This window comes from Kitasatospora sp. SUK 42 (assembly GCF_015776785.2).
Taxonomy (GTDB): domain Bacteria; phylum Actinomycetota; class Actinomycetes; order Streptomycetales; family Streptomycetaceae; genus Kitasatospora.
The window spans coordinates 1555041-1570090 of record NZ_LFMD02000002.1; the positions used below are offsets into that span (position 1 = coordinate 1555041).

Annotated in this window: 17 protein-coding genes; 6 read left to right on the forward strand and 11 right to left on the reverse strand. The window is 73.1% G+C overall.

The features are described 5' to 3' along the window. Positions 1–23 precede the first annotated feature (23 nt). A complete protein-coding gene (locus RZ50_RS06625) occupies positions 24–251 on the reverse strand; it encodes a DUF3263 domain-containing protein (protein WP_196948077.1) in 228 nt (75 codons plus the stop codon). A 112-nt stretch (positions 252–363) separates the two neighbouring features. Here RZ50_RS06625 and RZ50_RS06630 point away from each other — a divergent pair, with 112 nt between their 5' ends. Beyond that, complete coding sequence (locus tag RZ50_RS06630; RefSeq protein WP_196948076.1) at positions 364–708, forward strand: cupin domain-containing protein; 345 nt, start codon at positions 364–366, stop codon at positions 706–708. A 27-nt stretch (positions 709–735) separates the two neighbouring features. On the opposite strand, the gene RZ50_RS06635 is transcribed toward RZ50_RS06630, so the two are convergent. Next, the gene (locus RZ50_RS06635; protein WP_254802008.1) at positions 736–1971 is read right to left on the reverse strand and encodes an extracellular solute-binding protein; all 1236 of its coding nucleotides are present in this window, start codon (positions 1969–1971) and stop codon (positions 736–738) included. A 402-nt stretch (positions 1972–2373) separates the two neighbouring features. Here RZ50_RS06635 and RZ50_RS06640 point away from each other — a divergent pair, with 402 nt between their 5' ends. Together RZ50_RS06640 and nagA are read left to right on the forward strand one after the other, a co-directional pair. After that, positions 2374–3321, forward strand: a complete 948-nt coding sequence (locus RZ50_RS06640; protein WP_196948075.1) for an ROK family protein — start codon at positions 2374–2376, stop codon at positions 3319–3321. After that, complete coding sequence (gene nagA / locus RZ50_RS06645) at positions 3318–4499, forward strand: N-acetylglucosamine-6-phosphate deacetylase (protein WP_196948074.1); 1182 nt, start codon at positions 3318–3320, stop codon at positions 4497–4499. Before RZ50_RS06640 ends, nagA begins: the two co-directional genes overlap by 4 nt. Positions 4500–4613: 114 nt before the next feature. Here nagA and RZ50_RS06650 read toward each other — a convergent pair whose 3' ends face one another. Both RZ50_RS06650 and RZ50_RS06655 read right to left on the reverse strand, forming a co-directional pair. Beyond that, a complete protein-coding gene (locus RZ50_RS06650; protein WP_196948073.1) occupies positions 4614–5672 on the reverse strand; it encodes a hypothetical protein in 1059 nt (352 codons plus the stop codon). A 141-nt stretch (positions 5673–5813) separates the two neighbouring features. After that, positions 5814–7607 carry a diguanylate cyclase gene (locus RZ50_RS06655; RefSeq protein ID WP_196948072.1) on the reverse strand — a complete coding sequence of 598 codons (1794 nt, stop codon included), beginning with the start codon at positions 7605–7607 and terminating at the stop codon, positions 5814–5816. 371 nt (positions 7608–7978) lie between these two features. Here RZ50_RS06655 and RZ50_RS06660 point away from each other — a divergent pair, with 371 nt between their 5' ends. Next, positions 7979–8506 carry a flavin reductase family protein gene (locus tag RZ50_RS06660; RefSeq protein ID WP_308271506.1) on the forward strand — a complete coding sequence of 176 codons (528 nt, stop codon included), beginning with the start codon at positions 7979–7981 and terminating at the stop codon, positions 8504–8506. Positions 8507–8516: 10 nt separating this feature from the next. Here RZ50_RS06660 and arfB read toward each other — a convergent pair whose 3' ends face one another. Continuing rightward, entirely contained in the window at positions 8517–8948 is a 432-nt protein-coding gene (gene arfB, locus RZ50_RS06665; protein WP_196948070.1) for an alternative ribosome rescue aminoacyl-tRNA hydrolase ArfB, read from the reverse strand. A gap of 145 nt (positions 8949–9093) precedes the next feature. Here arfB and RZ50_RS06670 point away from each other — a divergent pair, with 145 nt between their 5' ends. Together RZ50_RS06670 and RZ50_RS06675 are read left to right on the forward strand one after the other, a co-directional pair. Beyond that, entirely contained in the window at positions 9094–9591 is a 498-nt protein-coding gene (locus RZ50_RS06670; protein WP_254802009.1) for a hypothetical protein, read from the forward strand. Between the two features lie 146 nt (positions 9592–9737). Then, positions 9738–10313: a TerD family protein gene (locus RZ50_RS06675; protein ID WP_196948068.1), complete on the forward strand. Its 576-nt coding sequence runs from the start codon at positions 9738–9740 to the stop codon at positions 10311–10313. 105 nt (positions 10314–10418) lie between these two features. On the opposite strand, the gene RZ50_RS06680 is transcribed toward RZ50_RS06675, so the two are convergent. From RZ50_RS06680 to folP, 6 genes are all read right to left on the reverse strand, one after another. Next, positions 10419–11615, reverse strand: coding sequence for a hypothetical protein (locus tag RZ50_RS06680; RefSeq protein ID WP_196948067.1), 1197 nt, complete (start codon positions 11613–11615; stop codon positions 10419–10421). Between the two features lie 122 nt (positions 11616–11737). Then, positions 11738–12226, reverse strand: a complete 489-nt coding sequence (locus RZ50_RS06685) for a DUF3180 domain-containing protein (protein ID WP_196948066.1) — start codon at positions 12224–12226, stop codon at positions 11738–11740. Positions 12227–12380: 154 nt separating this feature from the next. Further along, on the reverse strand, positions 12381–12980 hold the full coding sequence (gene folK, locus RZ50_RS06690) for a 2-amino-4-hydroxy-6-hydroxymethyldihydropteridine diphosphokinase (RefSeq protein ID WP_196948065.1): 600 nt from the start codon (positions 12978–12980) through the stop codon (positions 12381–12383). Between the two features lie 43 nt (positions 12981–13023). Next, positions 13024–13383: a dihydroneopterin aldolase gene (folB, locus tag RZ50_RS06695; protein ID WP_196948098.1), complete on the reverse strand. Its 360-nt coding sequence runs from the start codon at positions 13381–13383 to the stop codon at positions 13024–13026. Between the two features lie 247 nt (positions 13384–13630). Then, a complete protein-coding gene (locus tag RZ50_RS06700; RefSeq protein ID WP_196948064.1) occupies positions 13631–14110 on the reverse strand; it encodes a nuclear transport factor 2 family protein in 480 nt (159 codons plus the stop codon). Positions 14111–14138: 28 nt separating this feature from the next. Then, positions 14139–15011, reverse strand: a complete 873-nt coding sequence (gene folP, locus RZ50_RS06705) for a dihydropteroate synthase (protein WP_196948063.1) — start codon at positions 15009–15011, stop codon at positions 14139–14141. Positions 15012–15050: the final 39 nt, after the last annotated feature.

Genomic DNA, 15050 nt, shown 5'->3' on the forward strand with positions numbered 1-15050 from the left:
CGCACCGGCCGCGCCCGCCCCCGTCAACGGGCCGCCCGCCGGGCCTCCCTCACCCGCCGCAAGCGGTTCACCAGCACCGGCGCGAACGCCAGCGCCTCCTCCCGGTCCAACAGCGCGTTCAGCAGCTGGTAGTACCGCGTGGAGGAGAGCCCCAGCTCCTCCCGGATCGCCCGCTCCTTGGCCCCCGCCGTCCGCCACTGCCGCCCTTCCAGCGCCAGCACCGCCCGGTCCCGCTCACTCAGCTCGCCCACCGGGAACACCTCCGCCCGTCACGCCAGGAAACTACGGAGTGTCATTCTCCCGCCCGCCCCCGACACACTCTGCGCCCCTCACGAGCCCCCGGCGCCGACTACCGTCGCCCTCATGACCAGCTTCGCCCTGCACATCCCCGACGCGGACCTCGAACCCGAGCCCCTCGACCCGTCCCAGATCGTCTCCGGCACCCCCGAGGTCACCGGAAAGGTCCTCTCCGAGTCCCCCGACGGCCGCCAGCTGCGCGGCATCTGGCAGATCACCCCGGGCGTGGTCACCGACGTCGAGGCCGACGAGATGTTCGTGGTGCTCAGCGGCCGGGCCACCATCGAGATCGAGGACGGCCCGACCCTGGACGTCGGCCCCGGCGACTGCGCGGTCCTGCGCGAGGGCGACCGCACCACCTGGACGGTCCACGAGACCCTCCGCAAGGCCTACGCCATCACGCTCCCCTGAGACCCTCCGGCGCAGGCGCCCCGGGTCCTACTTGCGGACCCGGGCCGCCTCCTTCACCGCCGCGTCCTGGATCCCCGCCAGCACCTGCTTCGGATCCCCCGTCACCGCCTGCCCGATGCCGGCCTTGATCCGGCTGCTGACGTCGCCCCAGGCCGGATCCCCGAACGGGTAGAAGCTCGCGTTGGTCAGCCCGACCGCGAACTGCTTGAGGTCCTCGTGCTTGGGGTCGGACGACATCTGGGTGAACGCGTCCTGCGTCACCGGCAGCAGGTTGTACTGCTCGTCGAACTTCAGCTGGTTCTCGCGCGAGTAGACGAACGACAGGAACTTCTTGATCTCGTTCTTGTGCCCGTTCGCCTTGAACGCCATCATCCAGTCCGCGACCCCGAGGCTCCCGGTCTTGCCCACGCCGTCCTTCTTCGGGATCGGCGCCGTCCCGAAGTCGATCTTCCCGGCGGTCGCCATCCGCAGCAGCGTCGGGTGCCCGTTCAGCATCGCGACCTTCCCGGACGCGAAGTCCTGGAACACCGGCGTGCGGTTCATCTTGCCCGGGTCCGGGTACGTCAGCCCGGTGTTCACCAGGTTGCTCTTCAGCCAGCCGAACGTGGCCTGGTTCTCGGTGCTGTCGATGGTGTAGTTGCCGACGTCGTCCGAGAGGCTCCCGCCCCCGCTCAGCGTCCACAGCATCGACTCGGCCGGCGCCTCCTCGGGCCCCAGCGGCAGCCCGTACGGGGTCACCCCCGGCACCTTCGCCTTGATCTTCTCGGCCGCCTGCCGCAGCTCGTTCCAGGTGGTCGGCGGCTGCGTGATCCCCGCCTGCCGGAAGACCGCCTTGTTGTAGAAGAGCACCCGCGAGGAGGAGACGAACGGGATCCCGTACTGCGTCCCCAGCACCTGCCCGGCGTGCGAGAAGTTGTCCATGAACTTCGCCTGGGTGTCCATCGAGAGCACGTCCGCGGCCGAGTACAGCCGGTCCGCCGCGACCTGCTCCGCGAAGCCTCCGGTCTGCAGCAGGTCCGGCGACTTCCCGGCCGCGATCATGTCGTCGACCTTCTTGCCGATGTCGGTCCAGGTGTCCACCTCGACCTGGACCTTGATGCCGGGGTTGGCGGCCTCGAAGTCCTTGGCGACCTGGTCCCAGTAGTGGCTGGAGCTGGTCTCGACGCTCTCCCCGTAGTCCGCGGCGACCAGCTTGAGCGTGACGGGCCCGTCGTCCTGCCCGCTGCACGCGCTGACCGCGGTGAGCACCAGTGCTCCGGCCAACGCCGTACCGAGCACACGGGTGGGAACGTGGGCGCGCCTGTCCAACGCGGGTACCGCCTTCAGGGGAATGAACTACGGCCGGAGGAGGGAATCCGGCAGGGGGGAGCGCCACACTGCCAAACCCTCCGTCCACTGGTCCACACCACTCGGCCCCACCCGACCAGTAGTTACCGAAGTGCCCGGCTTCATTGCACGATGCGCAACACCCCGGACCCCGCCACCCGAACCCGCCTCCCGGGCCCGCGGCGAGGCCACGGCGCGGCCACGGCCCGGCCGAGGAGCACCCGGGGCACAAAACCCCGCACACCGCCCGCAGCCGAGACAAAGCTCACCCAGTATGGACCAGACCAATCCGACAACTGGACTAGACCTCTTCGACCCGCCCAAGGGAAACTGTCCTCCGTGAAGCACGTCATCGCACTCGATGTAGGCGGCACCGGCATGAAGGCCGCGCTGCTCGCCCAGGACGGCTCCGTGCTGTTCGAAGCACGCCGACCGACCGGGCGGGAGCACGGCACCGACGCCGTCGTCGCCGCCATCCTCGACTTCGCCGCCGACCTCGCGGACGAGGGCCGCAGCCGCTTCGGCACTGCCCCGCTCGCGGCCGGCGTCGCCGTCCCCGGCACGATCGACGAGAAGAACGGCGTCGCGGTCTACTCCGCCAACCTCGGCTGGCGCGACCTCCCGCTGCGCAAGCTGCTCGGCGAGCGCCTGACCGGCGACGGCGGCCCCGCGATACCGGTGGCCCTCGGCCACGACGTGCGCTCGGGCGGCCTGGCCGAGGGCCGGCTCGGTGCCGGCCGGGGCGTCGACCGCTTCCTGTTCATCGCGCTGGGCACCGGCATCGCCGGCGCCATCGGCATCAGCGGACGGATCGAGGCCGGCGCGCACGGCTACGGCGGCGAGATCGGCCACGTCGTGGTCCGCCCGGGCGGACCGCAGTGCGGCTGCGGCGCCCGCGGCTGCCTGGAGACGCTGGCCTCCGCCTCCGCCGTCTCCCGCGCCTGGGCCGAGGCCAGCGGCGACCCCGACGCCGACGCGGCATCCTGCGCCGCCGCGGTGGACGCCGGGGACGACCGTGCCCTCGCGGTCTGGCAGAACGCGATCGACGCCCTGGCCGACGGCATCGTGCTCGCCCAGAGCCTGCTCGACCCGTCGACGGTGATCGTCGGCGGCGGGCTGGCCGAGGCCGGCGACACGCTCTTCACTCCGCTGCGCGCGGCGGTCACCGAGCGACTGACCTTCCAGATGCCCCCGAAGGTCGTCCCCGCCATGCTCAAAGACACCGCCGCGTCCCTGGGCGCTGGCCTGCTCGCCTGGGATCTGCTCTCCATGGAGGTGACCGCGTGACCACCGCGGACCGTGACCGTACTGCCCTGGCGGGCGCCCGACTGGTCCTGCCCGGCGGCGTCGTCGAGGGCGACCGCCTGGCCGTCGAAGGCGACCGCCTGGCCGGCTTCGGCGGCGAGACCGAGCCCGGCGACCTCGACCTGACCGGCTTCACCGTCGTCCCCGGCTTCGTGGACCTGCACGTCCACGGCGGCGGCGGCGCGTCCTACGCCTCCGGCATCGCCGAGGAGGCCCTGCTCGCCGCCCGCACCCACCTGGAACACGGCACCACCACCACGGTCGCCTCCACCGTCACCGGCGAGATCGACGAGGTCGCCCGCCAGGCCGCCGTCCTCTCCGAACTCGTCGAGGACGGCGTCCTGGCCGGCATCCACTTCGAGGGCCCCTTCATCTCGCACAACCGCTGCGGCGCCCACCGCCCCGACCTGCTGCGCGACCCCGACCCGGCCCTGGTCCGCAAGCTGGTCGACGCCGCCCGCGGCCACGCCAGGATGGTCACCCTCGCCCCCGAGCTGCCCGGCGGCCTGGACTCGGTGCGGATGCTCGCCGACCTCGGCGTGATCGCCGCCGTCGGCCACACCGACTCCGACTACGCCACCACCCTGGAGGCGATCGAGGCCGGCGCCACCGTCGCCACCCACCTGTTCAACGCCATGCCCGGGATCGCCCACCGCGCCCCCGGCCCGATCGTCGCCCTCCTGGAGGACGAGCGGGTCACCGTCGAGCTGATCAACGACGGCGTGCACCTGCACCCGTCCGTCCTCGACCTGGCCTACGGCACCGCCGGCGCCTCCCGGGTCGCCCTGATCACCGACGCCATGGGCGCCGCCGGCATGGGCGACGGCCTCTACCCGCTCGGCCCGCTCCAGGTCGAGGTCAAGGACGGCGTCGCCCGGCTGGTCGAGGGCGGCGCGATCGCCGGCTCCACCCTCACCCTGGACGTGGCGTTCAAGCGCTCGGTCACCATCAACGGCCTGACCCTCAACCAGGCCGTCGAGTCGCTCTCCGCCACCCCGGCCCGGCTGCTCGGCCTGAGCGACTCGATCGGCTCGCTGGAGACCGGCAAGCTCGCCGACCTGGCCGTGGTCGACTCCGAGAGCTACGACCTGGTCGCCGTGATGCGCCACGGCCGCTGGGTCCTCGGCGGCGAGCGGTTCGCCACCGTGAAGCCCGTCTGAGTCGGGCACGCCGGGCTCAAGTCCGCCCGGGTGAGGGCCGCCTGACCGGCCCGCGGAACGCGACGGCCGCCCTCCCCCACGGGGAAGGGCGGCCGAGTCGTGTCCGGGGCGGCCTCAGCTGCTCGGCTCGACGGTGATCTGGTCGATCAGGATCGGTCCGGAGGGCACGGTGAAGGCGACCGTGTTCGAACCCGCCTGGAACTGCGGGAGTATCCAGGTGGTGTACCAGGACGACGCCGGGTCCTTGCCCGGCGAGAAGTTCCGGTAGGCCAGGCCGCTCGGCCAGTCCTTGCCGTTCACCGAGGCCGCGCCCCTCACGTCCGCCCCGGCGTTGTTGTAGTGCACGGTCAGCTTGTACGTCCCGGCCGTCGCGATCTCGCCGGTCCAGGTCACCGTGCCGCCCTGCTGGAGCGTCAGGTAGCTGCCGTCCGCGGACTTGGCGCCCTTGACGGTGTTGGCGGACGGCGCGTTCTGCGCCTGGAGCTGGCCCGCGTCCACGGTCGACGGACCGGAGGCGACGGTCGCGCTCGCCGAGGGCGAGGCCGCGGTGGCCGTGGCGGACGCCGCCGCGGTGGTGGGGGCCGGCGGGGCGGCGCTCGTGGTGCCGCCCTTCGCGGTCTTGTCGCTGTCCGGGTCACCGGTGGAGAGCGCGATCCCGGCCCCGATCGCTATCGCCGCGACCACGGCGACCGCGCCGATCACCGCGCCCTTGCTCCGGCCGCTGCTCGGCCGCTCCTCCCCCGGCTGCGGCCGGGAGTGCTCGGCGTAGCGGGTCTGCTGGGTGGGCGCGCCGTACTCGGCCTGCTGCGGGGGCACCCCCGGCTGGCCGTACGGGGCCTGCTGCGGCGGCTGCCCGTACGGGGGCTGCGCCGCGCCGGGCTGGCCGTACGGGGGCTGCTGGCCGCGCGGCGGCGCCCCCTGCTGGTAGTGCTGGCCGTACTGCGCGCGCCCGACCTCCATCGGCCGGCTGTACGGCGTCCGGGGAACACCCTGCTGCGGCTCGGCCGGCTGCCCGGTGGAGCCGTCGGCCGGACGGTAGAGGTAGCCGAACGGGTCGTCGTCCTGCGGGGCACCGCCCCCCTGGCCCTCGGGCACTCCGTTGTCGCCGGCGGTCGTCACGGTGGTCTGCTCCCCCATCCGGTGCGCCGCCGGGCTGCGGGCGGCACAGATCATGGACGCTGTCGTCCCGGGAACCCTACCTGCCGTTCCTGACAGCGGTGAAAGACCCCTTGACAACTCATGGGTAACCTGTGCGCCCCCGGGCACCCGGCACCCGGCCGACCTGCGCGAACCCGGCCCGGACGGCCTCCGGCGTCAGCCGGCGCGCCGGTGGGAGCGCTCGCCCCGGGCCCCGCGCACGGCGCCGCCCCGCGCCCGCTTCTCGTCGTACATGCGCTCGTCCGCGGTGTGCAGCACCTCCTCGATGCTCATCCCGCAGCCGGCCCAGCCGATCCCGAGGCTCACCCCCACCCGCATCGCCCGCCCGTCGATCCGCATCGGCGGGATGATCGCGTTGCGCAGCCGGTGGGCGAGGTCCTTGGCCTCCTCGCGGCCGATCCCGTCGGCCAGCACCACGAACTCGTCGCCGCCCAGCCGGGCCACCGTGTCACCGTCCCGGACCGCCCCGCTCAGCCGCCGGGCCACCTCGACCAGCACCGAGTCGCCCGCGTTGTGCCCGAACCGGTCGTTGATCGACTTGAAGCCGTCCAGGTCGCAGAAGAGCACCGCGAGCCCCTTCTCCACCGCGGCCGACCCGCCGGAGCGGAACGGCGAGGACCAGACCTCGCCGCCCGGCCCGAACTCGGCCGGGATCACCGCGTGCACGTGCTCCCCGAAGCCCGCGCCGAGGCCGGGCAGCGGGCAGCTGCCGTCGCCCGCCCCGTAGCCGTGCACCGGGCCGGCGTACGGGTCCACCCCTTCCAGACCCTCGTACGCCGTGTGCGCGTGGTAGGAGTCGGCCCGGTAGCCGTACGGCTGCGGGTAGCCGGCCTCGCCGGACTCGGCGGCGGCGCCGACCGGCTGCGGATCGGGGCAGAGCCGCCGGGCCAGCCGGGTCTTGAGCTCGGCGCCGTTGGGCAGGCCGGTGAGCGCGTCGTGGCTGGCCCGGTGGGCGAGTTGGAGTTCGTGGCGCTTGCGGTCCTCGATGTCCTCGACGTGGGTGAGCAGGAAGCTCGGGCCCTCGGCCGCGTCCGCCACGATCGAGTTGCGCAGGCACACCCACTGGTAACCGCCGTCCCGCCGGGACAGCCGCAGTTCCGCCCGGCCGCTCTCGGCGCTGGTGCGCTCCAGCAGCGCCCGGTCCTCGGGGTGGACGAGGTCGGCGAAGCTCTGCTGGCGCAGCACCGCCCGGGGGCGGCCGAGCAGGCGACAGAGCGCGTCGTTGACCCTGGTCAGCTGGCCGCGCCCGGCGCCGTGCAGCTCGGTGATGGCCATCCCGCTGGGCGCGTACTCGAAGGCCTGGCGGAAGCTCTCCTCGCTGGCCCGCAGCGCCTGCTGCTCCTTCTCCAGCCGGGCCAGCGCCCGCTGCATCTCGGCCCGCAGCCGGGCGTTGCCGATCGCGATGGAGGCCTGGAGCGAGAACATCTCCAGCGCCTCGCGGGTCCACGCCCCGGGCCGCTTGCCGCTGCGCGGGCGGTCCACCGAGAGGACGCCGAGCAGGTCGCCGCCGGCGCTGTACATCGGGGCGAGCAGCCCGTCGGCGGGGTGCCAGTCGTTGGCGTAGACGGGCAGCGGGCCGTCGCCGATCCAGCGCGGGATGTCGCTGGCGACGGCCCAGCCGCGGTCGTACGGCAGGAAGCGCAGGGTGCCCCAGTGGTCGCTGACGCCGAGCAGCCGGTCCCAGGACTCCCGTGAGCCGACCTGGCCGAGCAGCACCGAGGGCCCGCCCATCGGGCTCTCCTCCAGCTCCCAGACGGCCGCCACCACCAGGTCGCCGTCCGGGCGGACGAGGCTGACCGCGGCGGCGTCGAAGCCGAGCCCGTGCACCGCGCCCTCGACGACGGCCTGCAGCGTGCCCGCCAGGCTGCGGGCAGCGTTGAGGTCCGCCACGACCCGGTGCAAGGTGCGGAGGGTCGCGAGACGGACGTACGGCTCCGACTCGGCTTCCATGCGGGGGCTCCCCGGCTGCTTCGGATAGTTCTTGATTGGTTATCGTCCGATTGCCAGAAGAACTGAATCACAGCGAGCACAGCGTTCGGCACGCTCGGTCAGCAATAGGCCGCCACTTGTGACTTAAATCACACGACACTAATGCGCCTTTAATCAGTTCATCCGTCCCATAGCGGGACATCTAGCGCCATCGGAACAATTCTCGTCGTCGACCGCATCGGCCTCCCACTGAAGCCCCCTGGGCCCGCCAACCCCCTCGCTTCACTCCTGAGAGTGAGTCCGGTCACCGGGAGTACCCCTGCGGCTGCGCCGGTGGTCCTACGACCACGGCCCGATGCCGTTTCCCACGACCGCCGACTACCGTGCGGTACGTGTACTCGTCCCCGCAGCCCGAAGCTGCCCCCCACGCCACGCCCGACGAGTTCCGGGCAGCACTCTCCCAGCTCGCCGCCGGTGTGAGCCTGGTGACCGTCCACGACCCGGAGGACGGGGAGGACATCGGCATGACCGCCACGTCCTTCCTCTCGGTGTCGCTGGACCCGCCGCTGGTGCTGATCTCGGTCCGCGAGGACTCCCGGATGGACGAGGTGCTCTCCCGGACCGACACCTGGGCGGTCTCGGTGCTCGCCGAGGGGCAGAAGACGCTCGGCTCCCGCTTCGCCATGAAGGGCCGGCTCAGCGACCGGCTGCTGTTCGCGGACACCGCGCACCGCCGCGGTCCGCACACCGGCGCCCCGCTGATCGACGGCGCGCTGGCCACCGTCGAGTGCCGCACCGAACAGCGGATACCCGCGGGCGACCACACCCTGCTGCTCGGCCGCGTCCTGGAGGCCGTGGTCCCCGACCCGGGCGGCCGCCCGCTGCTCTACTTCCGCGGCGGCTACCGCACCCTCGGCTGAACCGGCCCTCCTACTCGCCGCGCGGCGCCCGCCGCCCCTGCTTCAGCTCGGAGCGGTGCCGCTTGTTGGACAGCCGCCGCTCGACCATCCCCCGGCTCGGCCGGGTCGCCCGCCGGGCCTTCGGCGGCGGCGCGCACGCCTCGGTCAGCAGCGCGGCCAGCCGGGCCGCGGCCGCCTCCCGGTTGCGCCACTGCGAACGGAACTCCGAGGCCTGGACCACCAGCACCCGACCGTCCACCAGCCGGTGCGCCAGCCGCTCCAGGGCGCGCTCGCGCCACACCTCGGGCAGCGCCCCCGAGGCCGCCAGGTCGAAGCGCAGCTCGACCCTGGAGTCGGAGGTGTTGACGTGCTGGCCACCGGGGCCGGAGGAACGCGAGAAGCGCCAGACGAGCTCGGCGTCGGGGACGACCACCGAACCCCGTACGCGGACGGGCTCAAACATGCGCCCATCATCCCGCGCCGCGCCCGCCCGGTCACCCGGTTATCCGCCCCCGCACCCCCTGCGCCCCCGCGCCCCCACGCCCGACCGCGCGCCCCGACCGCCCGCCCACGCACCCGGTTACCCGACCGCCCGCCGAGCCCGGACAATGGCCTACGTGATCGAGCTCGGCTACTCCCTCTCCAACCGCTTCCCCGACCCCCCGCAGACCGACTACCGCACCGCCCCCGTGCGCTCCCTGCGGTACGACCTCTTCTGCGGCGACGTCTACCTGGACGCCGAGGGGGCCGAGGTCTCCACCCGCTGGGGCTGGGTCCCGGTGCTGGACTTCGCCTGGGCGCTGTGCGACATCGTCGAGCAGCTCGACCGCGACCCGGACGGCTCCCGGGCCGCCCGGGTGCAGACCGCCGACCTCGACTTCACCCAGAACACCGAGCTGCTGCGCTTCGCCCGCCGCTTCAACTGGGTCGAGATCACCGCGACCTGGCTGCCGGACGAGCCGCCCGTCGTGGTCCGCCACAGCGACCTGCGGCGCGAGGCCCGGGACTTCCTCCAGGACACCCTCGCCGACCTGTTCGACATGCACCCCGACCTGGCCGACAACCCGAACATCTGGTCGCTCCAGGGCCGCTTCCCGCGCGTCTGATCCCCTGATCCCCCGTCCCGGACCACTGCTTTGCCCGTACTTTGCCCGGCCTTGACACCGCACGAAGAATTCACGGCCCGCGCGGAACCAAGCCGCCGGAGTACTGCGTTCTCCCGGGAAAAGCGAACGAAGGGACTGCAATCGCCATGCCAGTGAGCCTCTCCAAGGGTGGCAACGTCTCGCTGACCAAGGAGGCCCCCGGCCTGTCCGCGGTCAGTGTCGGCCTGGGCTGGGACGTCCGCACCACGACCGGCGCCGAATTCGACCTCGACGCCAGCGCGATCGTCCTGAACGCGGACGGCAAGGTGCTGTCCAACGCGCACTTCGTCTTCTTCAACAACACCAGCACGCCGGACAACACCGTCGTGCACACCGGTGACAACCGCACCGGCGAGGGCGTGGGCGACGACGAGTCGATCAACGTCAACCTGGCCGGCCTGCCCGCCGAGGCCGCCAAGATCACCTTCCCGGTCACCATCTACGACGGCGTCGCCCGCGGCCAGAACTTCGGCCAGGTCCGCAACGCCTACATCCGCGTGGTGAACGCCGCCGGCGGCGCCGAGATCGCCCGGTACGACCTCTCCGAGGACGCCGCCACCGAGACCGCCATGATCTTCGGCGAGCTCTACCGCAACAACGGCGAGTGGAAGTTCCGCGCGGTCGGCCAGGGCTACGCCTCCGGCCTGGCCGGCATCGCCCAGGACTTCGGCGTCCAGATCTGACCCACCCCCGGCAGGCCTGACGCACCCCACGGTCCCCGGGAAACCGAACGGCGCGGGAGTCGGTACGTACCGACTCCCGCGCCGTCGCGTTCGCTCCGGGCGGCCTCAGCGCGAGGCGCGCAGCTCCGGCAGCTGGATCAGCTCGGTCTCGTCCTCAGGCGTCAGGTCCACCACGGCCGGCCCGTCCTGCTCCGCCGCCCCGGCCGACTCCGCCGTCCGCTCGCCGCCCGGCACGGCCGGCCCCGCCGACTCCGCGGCCTCCTGCGCCTCGGCCTTCGCCTTCGCCGCGACCGCCTCGTCGCCCACCACGTCCGCCAGGTCGGTACGCTCCCCCAGCTCGGCGATGCTGCCCACCGCCGGCGCCGGAGCCGCCGCCCGCACCGCCGCACCCGGGCTGCGGCCGAAGAAGCTGAAGCCCTGCCCGCGCGCCTGGCCGGACTGCCCCGGGCGCGGCCGCTGCCGCTCCGCCGGCACCGGAGCCGCGGTCGGCGCGCTCTGTGCGCCGCCGAGCTGGCCGACCGTCGCCGTCAGCGCCGGGCGCAGCGGCGTGGGCGGAACCGGCGGCTGCGCCGACGATGCCGGGTCCACCGGCGCCTGGGCCAGCGGCGCCTGCGCCGGAGTGGGCACCGAGGGCGCCACCGGGGCGGGCACGGACACCGGCTTGGGCGCCGGCGCGGCCGGCACGGCCGTGCCGATCCGGGACGCCGTCGCGGGCGCCCTCAGCGCGACCTCCGCACCCGCCGTACGCTCCCGCCGAGCCTCCTGCTCCGCCGCCTGACGCTCCAGCATCCGCAGCACGGCCGCAGCGCGGACGAACGCGGCCGGACTGGCCGGGTACTTGGGCCGGCTCGCGGCGAGCGCCCGCTGGGCCGCCTCGGCCTCCTTGAGCGCCTGCTCGGCCACCGTCACGGCCCGCTCGCGCAGCAGCCGGGCGATCTCGGTCTCGGCCTTCGCCAGCCGGGACTTCTCCGCCGTCAGCCGCCGCCCGAACCGGGTGGCCCGCTCCTCGGCGACCTCGGCCGCGTACTCGGCCTCGGCCAGCTGCTCCTCGAACCGCTCCTCGGCCCGCAGCCGCTGCGCGGAGGACATCTCGGCGGCCGCCCGGGCCGCCTTGTCCCGCTGGCGCAGCAGCACGGCGAAGCCGAGCGTCGCGATCAGCGCCGCGACGCCCACCGAGCGCACCAGGATGGTGTCCTGACTGAAAAGCAGAGCGGCCAGTGCGGCGACCAGCAGTACGCCGGCGGCGGTGGGGGGAAAGACCCGGCCGAGGACGGAGGAATGACGGTGGCGTCCGCGAGACATGCCAAGAAACTAGCGTGCGAATTGGGGCCGTGTCAGCCCAGGGTCCCCTTCCGCCCTTGACAGGGTGCGGTCTTTACCGCACGTGCCCGGCTTTTCACTCAAGATCACGAGAAAAGGCCTGGTCAGTGATGTGAGGCCGCCGGACCGCTCGGATCGTCGTGATTCTCGGGGAGCTTGCACACGTGCTGGAGCCAGAGCGCCGCGGCGATCACCGCGGCCCCCGCCAGCACCGCGAGCCCGGCCGTGACGGCCTGGTCCTTGCGGGCCGGCACGTCCAGTTCGCCGAGCAGGTAGATCCCGGCCCCGGCGTAGATGCCGGTCACCACCGAGGAGACCAGCGCGCTGGCCTGCCCCAGCACCACCGCCCGGGCCGCCAGCAGCGGGTCGACCCGCTTCGCGCCGGGCTGCCGCTCGCGCACCGCCTTCAGCCGGGACCGCAGCGAGAGCGCGGTCGCCAGCAGGATCACCGCCACCGCCGCCAGTACCACCGGGGCCGCGGCCGGCACGGCCGGCAGCGTGTCCAGGGAGGCCCACAGCTTGGAGCCGGCCCAGGACAGCGCCGCCGTCACAGCGGTGATCCCGATCAGCAGGCGGAGGCGAAGCAGCTTCACTCGGAGGAGGTCCTTCCCGGGGTACCAGAGCCGGCCGCCCGCCCGGTGGCCCGACGCGGAGGCGCCAGGCCACCGTACCGGGCCCGGCCGGGCGGACATCTACTCGTACGGCCGGGCCCCCTCGCCGAGTTCCCCGGCCGGCCCGCGGAGCCCCTTACTCCGGCAGCGTCAGCCGGATGTCGTCACGCCGCTTCACACCCTGCGCGTCCGGCCCGCCGAGCGCCTCCAGCAGCGCGGCGACCTGCCCGTGCCCGGGCACCTCGGCCTCCGGCTGGGCATCCAGCCACGGGGCGAGCACGAAGGCCCGCTCGTGCGACCGCGGGTGCGGCAGGACCAGCTGAGGGTCGTCGCTGACGACACCCTCGTAGGCCAGGATGTCCACGTCCAGGGTGCGCGGCCCCCAGTGGACCTCCCGCACCCGGCCGAAGGCGTCCTCGATCGCGTTGCCGCGCTCCAGCAGGTCCCGCGGGGGCAGCGAGGTGCGCAGCACGACGACCGCGTTGTAGTAGTTCGGCTGCTCCGCCGGGCCGCCGACGGCCTCGGTCTCGTAGACCGCCGAGACGGCCTTGATCCTCAGCCCGGGCGTGTCGGCGAGCGCGTCGACGGCGCCCTGCAGGGTGTCCAGCCGGTTGCCCAGGTTGCTGCCGAGCGCGATCACCGCGCAGCGCTGGCTGTGCAGCGTGGTGTCGGCCGAGTCCACCCGGCTCTCCAGGTCGAAGGCGTTCGGCGCGGTGGTCGGGTCGCTGGTACTCATCGAGCTATGTCCTCTACATCGGAAACCAGGCGCGCTGTGGGGGTCATGCGCGGCCCCGGTGGATGGTCACGGTCACGTCGTCGAACGGCACGGTGATCGGGGCGTCCGGCTTGTGCACGGTCACCTCGACCTCCTCGACCGGCTCGTGCTTCAGGCACTGGTCGGCGATGCGCTGGGCCAGGGTCTCGATCAGGTCGACCGGGTCCCCGGCGATGATCGCGGTGACCTCCTCGGCCACGATGCCGTAGTGCGCCGTGCGGGTGAGGTCGTCTCCGGCCGCGGCAGGGCGGGTGTCCAGGTACAGCACGAGATCGACCACGAAGGTCTGGCCCTCGATGCGCTCACGCTCGAAGACGCCGTGGTGGCCCCGGGCTCGCAGCCCCCGCAGGGTGACGCGGTCCAGCAAACGAATCACTGCTCCCAGTCGGACGGGCCCCACCCGGAGAAAGGCGTGGGCGGGCGGGGCGACGGCGGGCGGCATGCCCGCCACTCCGTTTCGAATCTACCCGCGAGCGCAGACAACACCTGACCGTCCTACCCGGCACGAACCGTCGCCACGCACACCGAAATGGCGATTGACGTGAACGTTGGGTGACCACCCGGAAATACCCGGGCGACCTTCCGGCACCGATTTCCCGCATCCGCCGGAATCAGTCCTCGTCGTCCTCGTCCCCGCTGGTCAGAACGGGTGAACCATGGTGCGACCAGAGTTTCCACCCGGCCGGGGTCCGGCGGAACAGATTGGTCGAGACGACCTTTCCGCCGATCAGCGGACCGAGTTCCCCCTCCTCCTCCGCCTCTCCGCCGGAGAGGATGTTCTCGGTGCACGTGACAAGGGCCACATCTCCGTGGACCTCGGCCTCGACATCGGTCAGGAAGAACTGGATGTACTCCGTGTTCATCATGATCAGCATGTACGAACGGGTCACCTGGGCCCGTCCGCGCAGCACCGGCCAGCCGGGGTGCACGCACACCACGCCGCCCTTGTCGTCCGCGTACTCGGCGCCCAGCCAGGCGTCCTCGACCGCTTCGACGTCCCCCCGTTCCAACGCCTCGTAGAGCGCCCGGTTCGCCGCGAGCACCGCCTCCAGGTCCGCCTCGGGGGCCTTCCCGGCCGTACCGCCGCTCAACCTGCCGTCACCTGTCACAGACCCTCCCTCACCCCAGCCGTGCCGCGCGTTGCCATGCCGCGACCACGCGGACGGCGTCCGCCGTGCCGGACACGTCGTGCACCCGTACCGCCCAGGCTCCGGCCTGGGCCGACAGCACCGAGACCGCCGCCGTCGCGTCGTCCCGCTCGCGGGCCGGGCGCAGCTCCCCGGTTTCCGGGTCGGCGAGCAGCGTACCCAGGAACCGCTTGCGCGAAGCCGCCACGAGGACGGGACGGCCGAGCGCGGTGAGCGCGTCGAGCCGGCCGAGCAGCGCCCAGTTGTGCTCGGCGGTCTTGGCGAAGCCGAGGCCCGGGTCGAGGATCAGCTGGTCCTCCTTGACCCCGGCGGCCAGCAGGGCGTCCATGCGGTCGGTCAGCTCGGTGACCACGTCGCGGACGACGTCGTCGTAGACGGCCAGCCGGTCCATGTCGGCGGACTGCCCGCGCCAGTGCATCACCACGAAGGGCGCGCCGTTCTCGGCGACCACCCGGGCCATCGCCGGGTCGGCGAGCCCGCCGGAGACGTCGTTGACGATCGCGGCGCCGGCCTCGACGGCCCGCTCGGCGACCGAGGCGCGCATGGTGTCGACCGACACCACGACCCCGGCGGCGGCCAGCTCGCGCACCACCGGCAGCACCCGGCGCAGCTCCTCCTCCTCGGGCACCCGGGTCGTGCCGGGCCGGGTGGACTCGCCGCCGACGTCGACCAGGTCCGCGCCGCGGGCCCGCAGGGCCAGCCCGTGCGCGATGGCCTTGGCGGGGTCGAACCACATCCCGCCGTCCGAGAAGGAGTCGGGCGTGACGTTGACCACACCCATCACGGCGCAGCGGTCGAGCCGCGGCAGCCCGGTCGGCAGGGAGAACGGCGACGTATTGCTCATGCGCCCATTATCGAACGGGGCCCCCGCCGAGGATTCTCG

Coding starts and splice junctions, on each gene's coding strand:
- arfB (WP_196948070.1), bottom strand. CDS start 8,948: ATGTTTGAGCCCGTCCGCGTACGGGGTTCGGTGGTCGTCCCCGACGCC.
- RZ50_RS06655 (WP_196948072.1), bottom strand. CDS start 7,607: ATGGAAGCCGAGTCGGAGCCGTACGTCCGTCTCGCGACCCTCCGCACC.
- RZ50_RS06670 (WP_254802009.1), top strand. CDS start 9,094: ATGGCCTACGTGATCGAGCTCGGCTACTCCCTCTCCAACCGCTTCCCC.
- RZ50_RS06630 (WP_196948076.1), top strand. CDS start 364: ATGACCAGCTTCGCCCTGCACATCCCCGACGCGGACCTCGAACCCGAG.
- folP (WP_196948063.1), bottom strand. CDS start 15,011: ATGAGCAATACGTCGCCGTTCTCCCTGCCGACCGGGCTGCCGCGGCTC.
- folK (WP_196948065.1), bottom strand. CDS start 12,980: ATGAGTACCAGCGACCCGACCACCGCGCCGAACGCCTTCGACCTGGAG.
- RZ50_RS06650 (WP_196948073.1), bottom strand. CDS start 5,672: ATGATCTGTGCCGCCCGCAGCCCGGCGGCGCACCGGATGGGGGAGCAG.
- RZ50_RS06680 (WP_196948067.1), bottom strand. CDS start 11,615: ATGTCTCGCGGACGCCACCGTCATTCCTCCGTCCTCGGCCGGGTCTTT.
- RZ50_RS06675 (WP_196948068.1), top strand. CDS start 9,738: ATGCCAGTGAGCCTCTCCAAGGGTGGCAACGTCTCGCTGACCAAGGAG.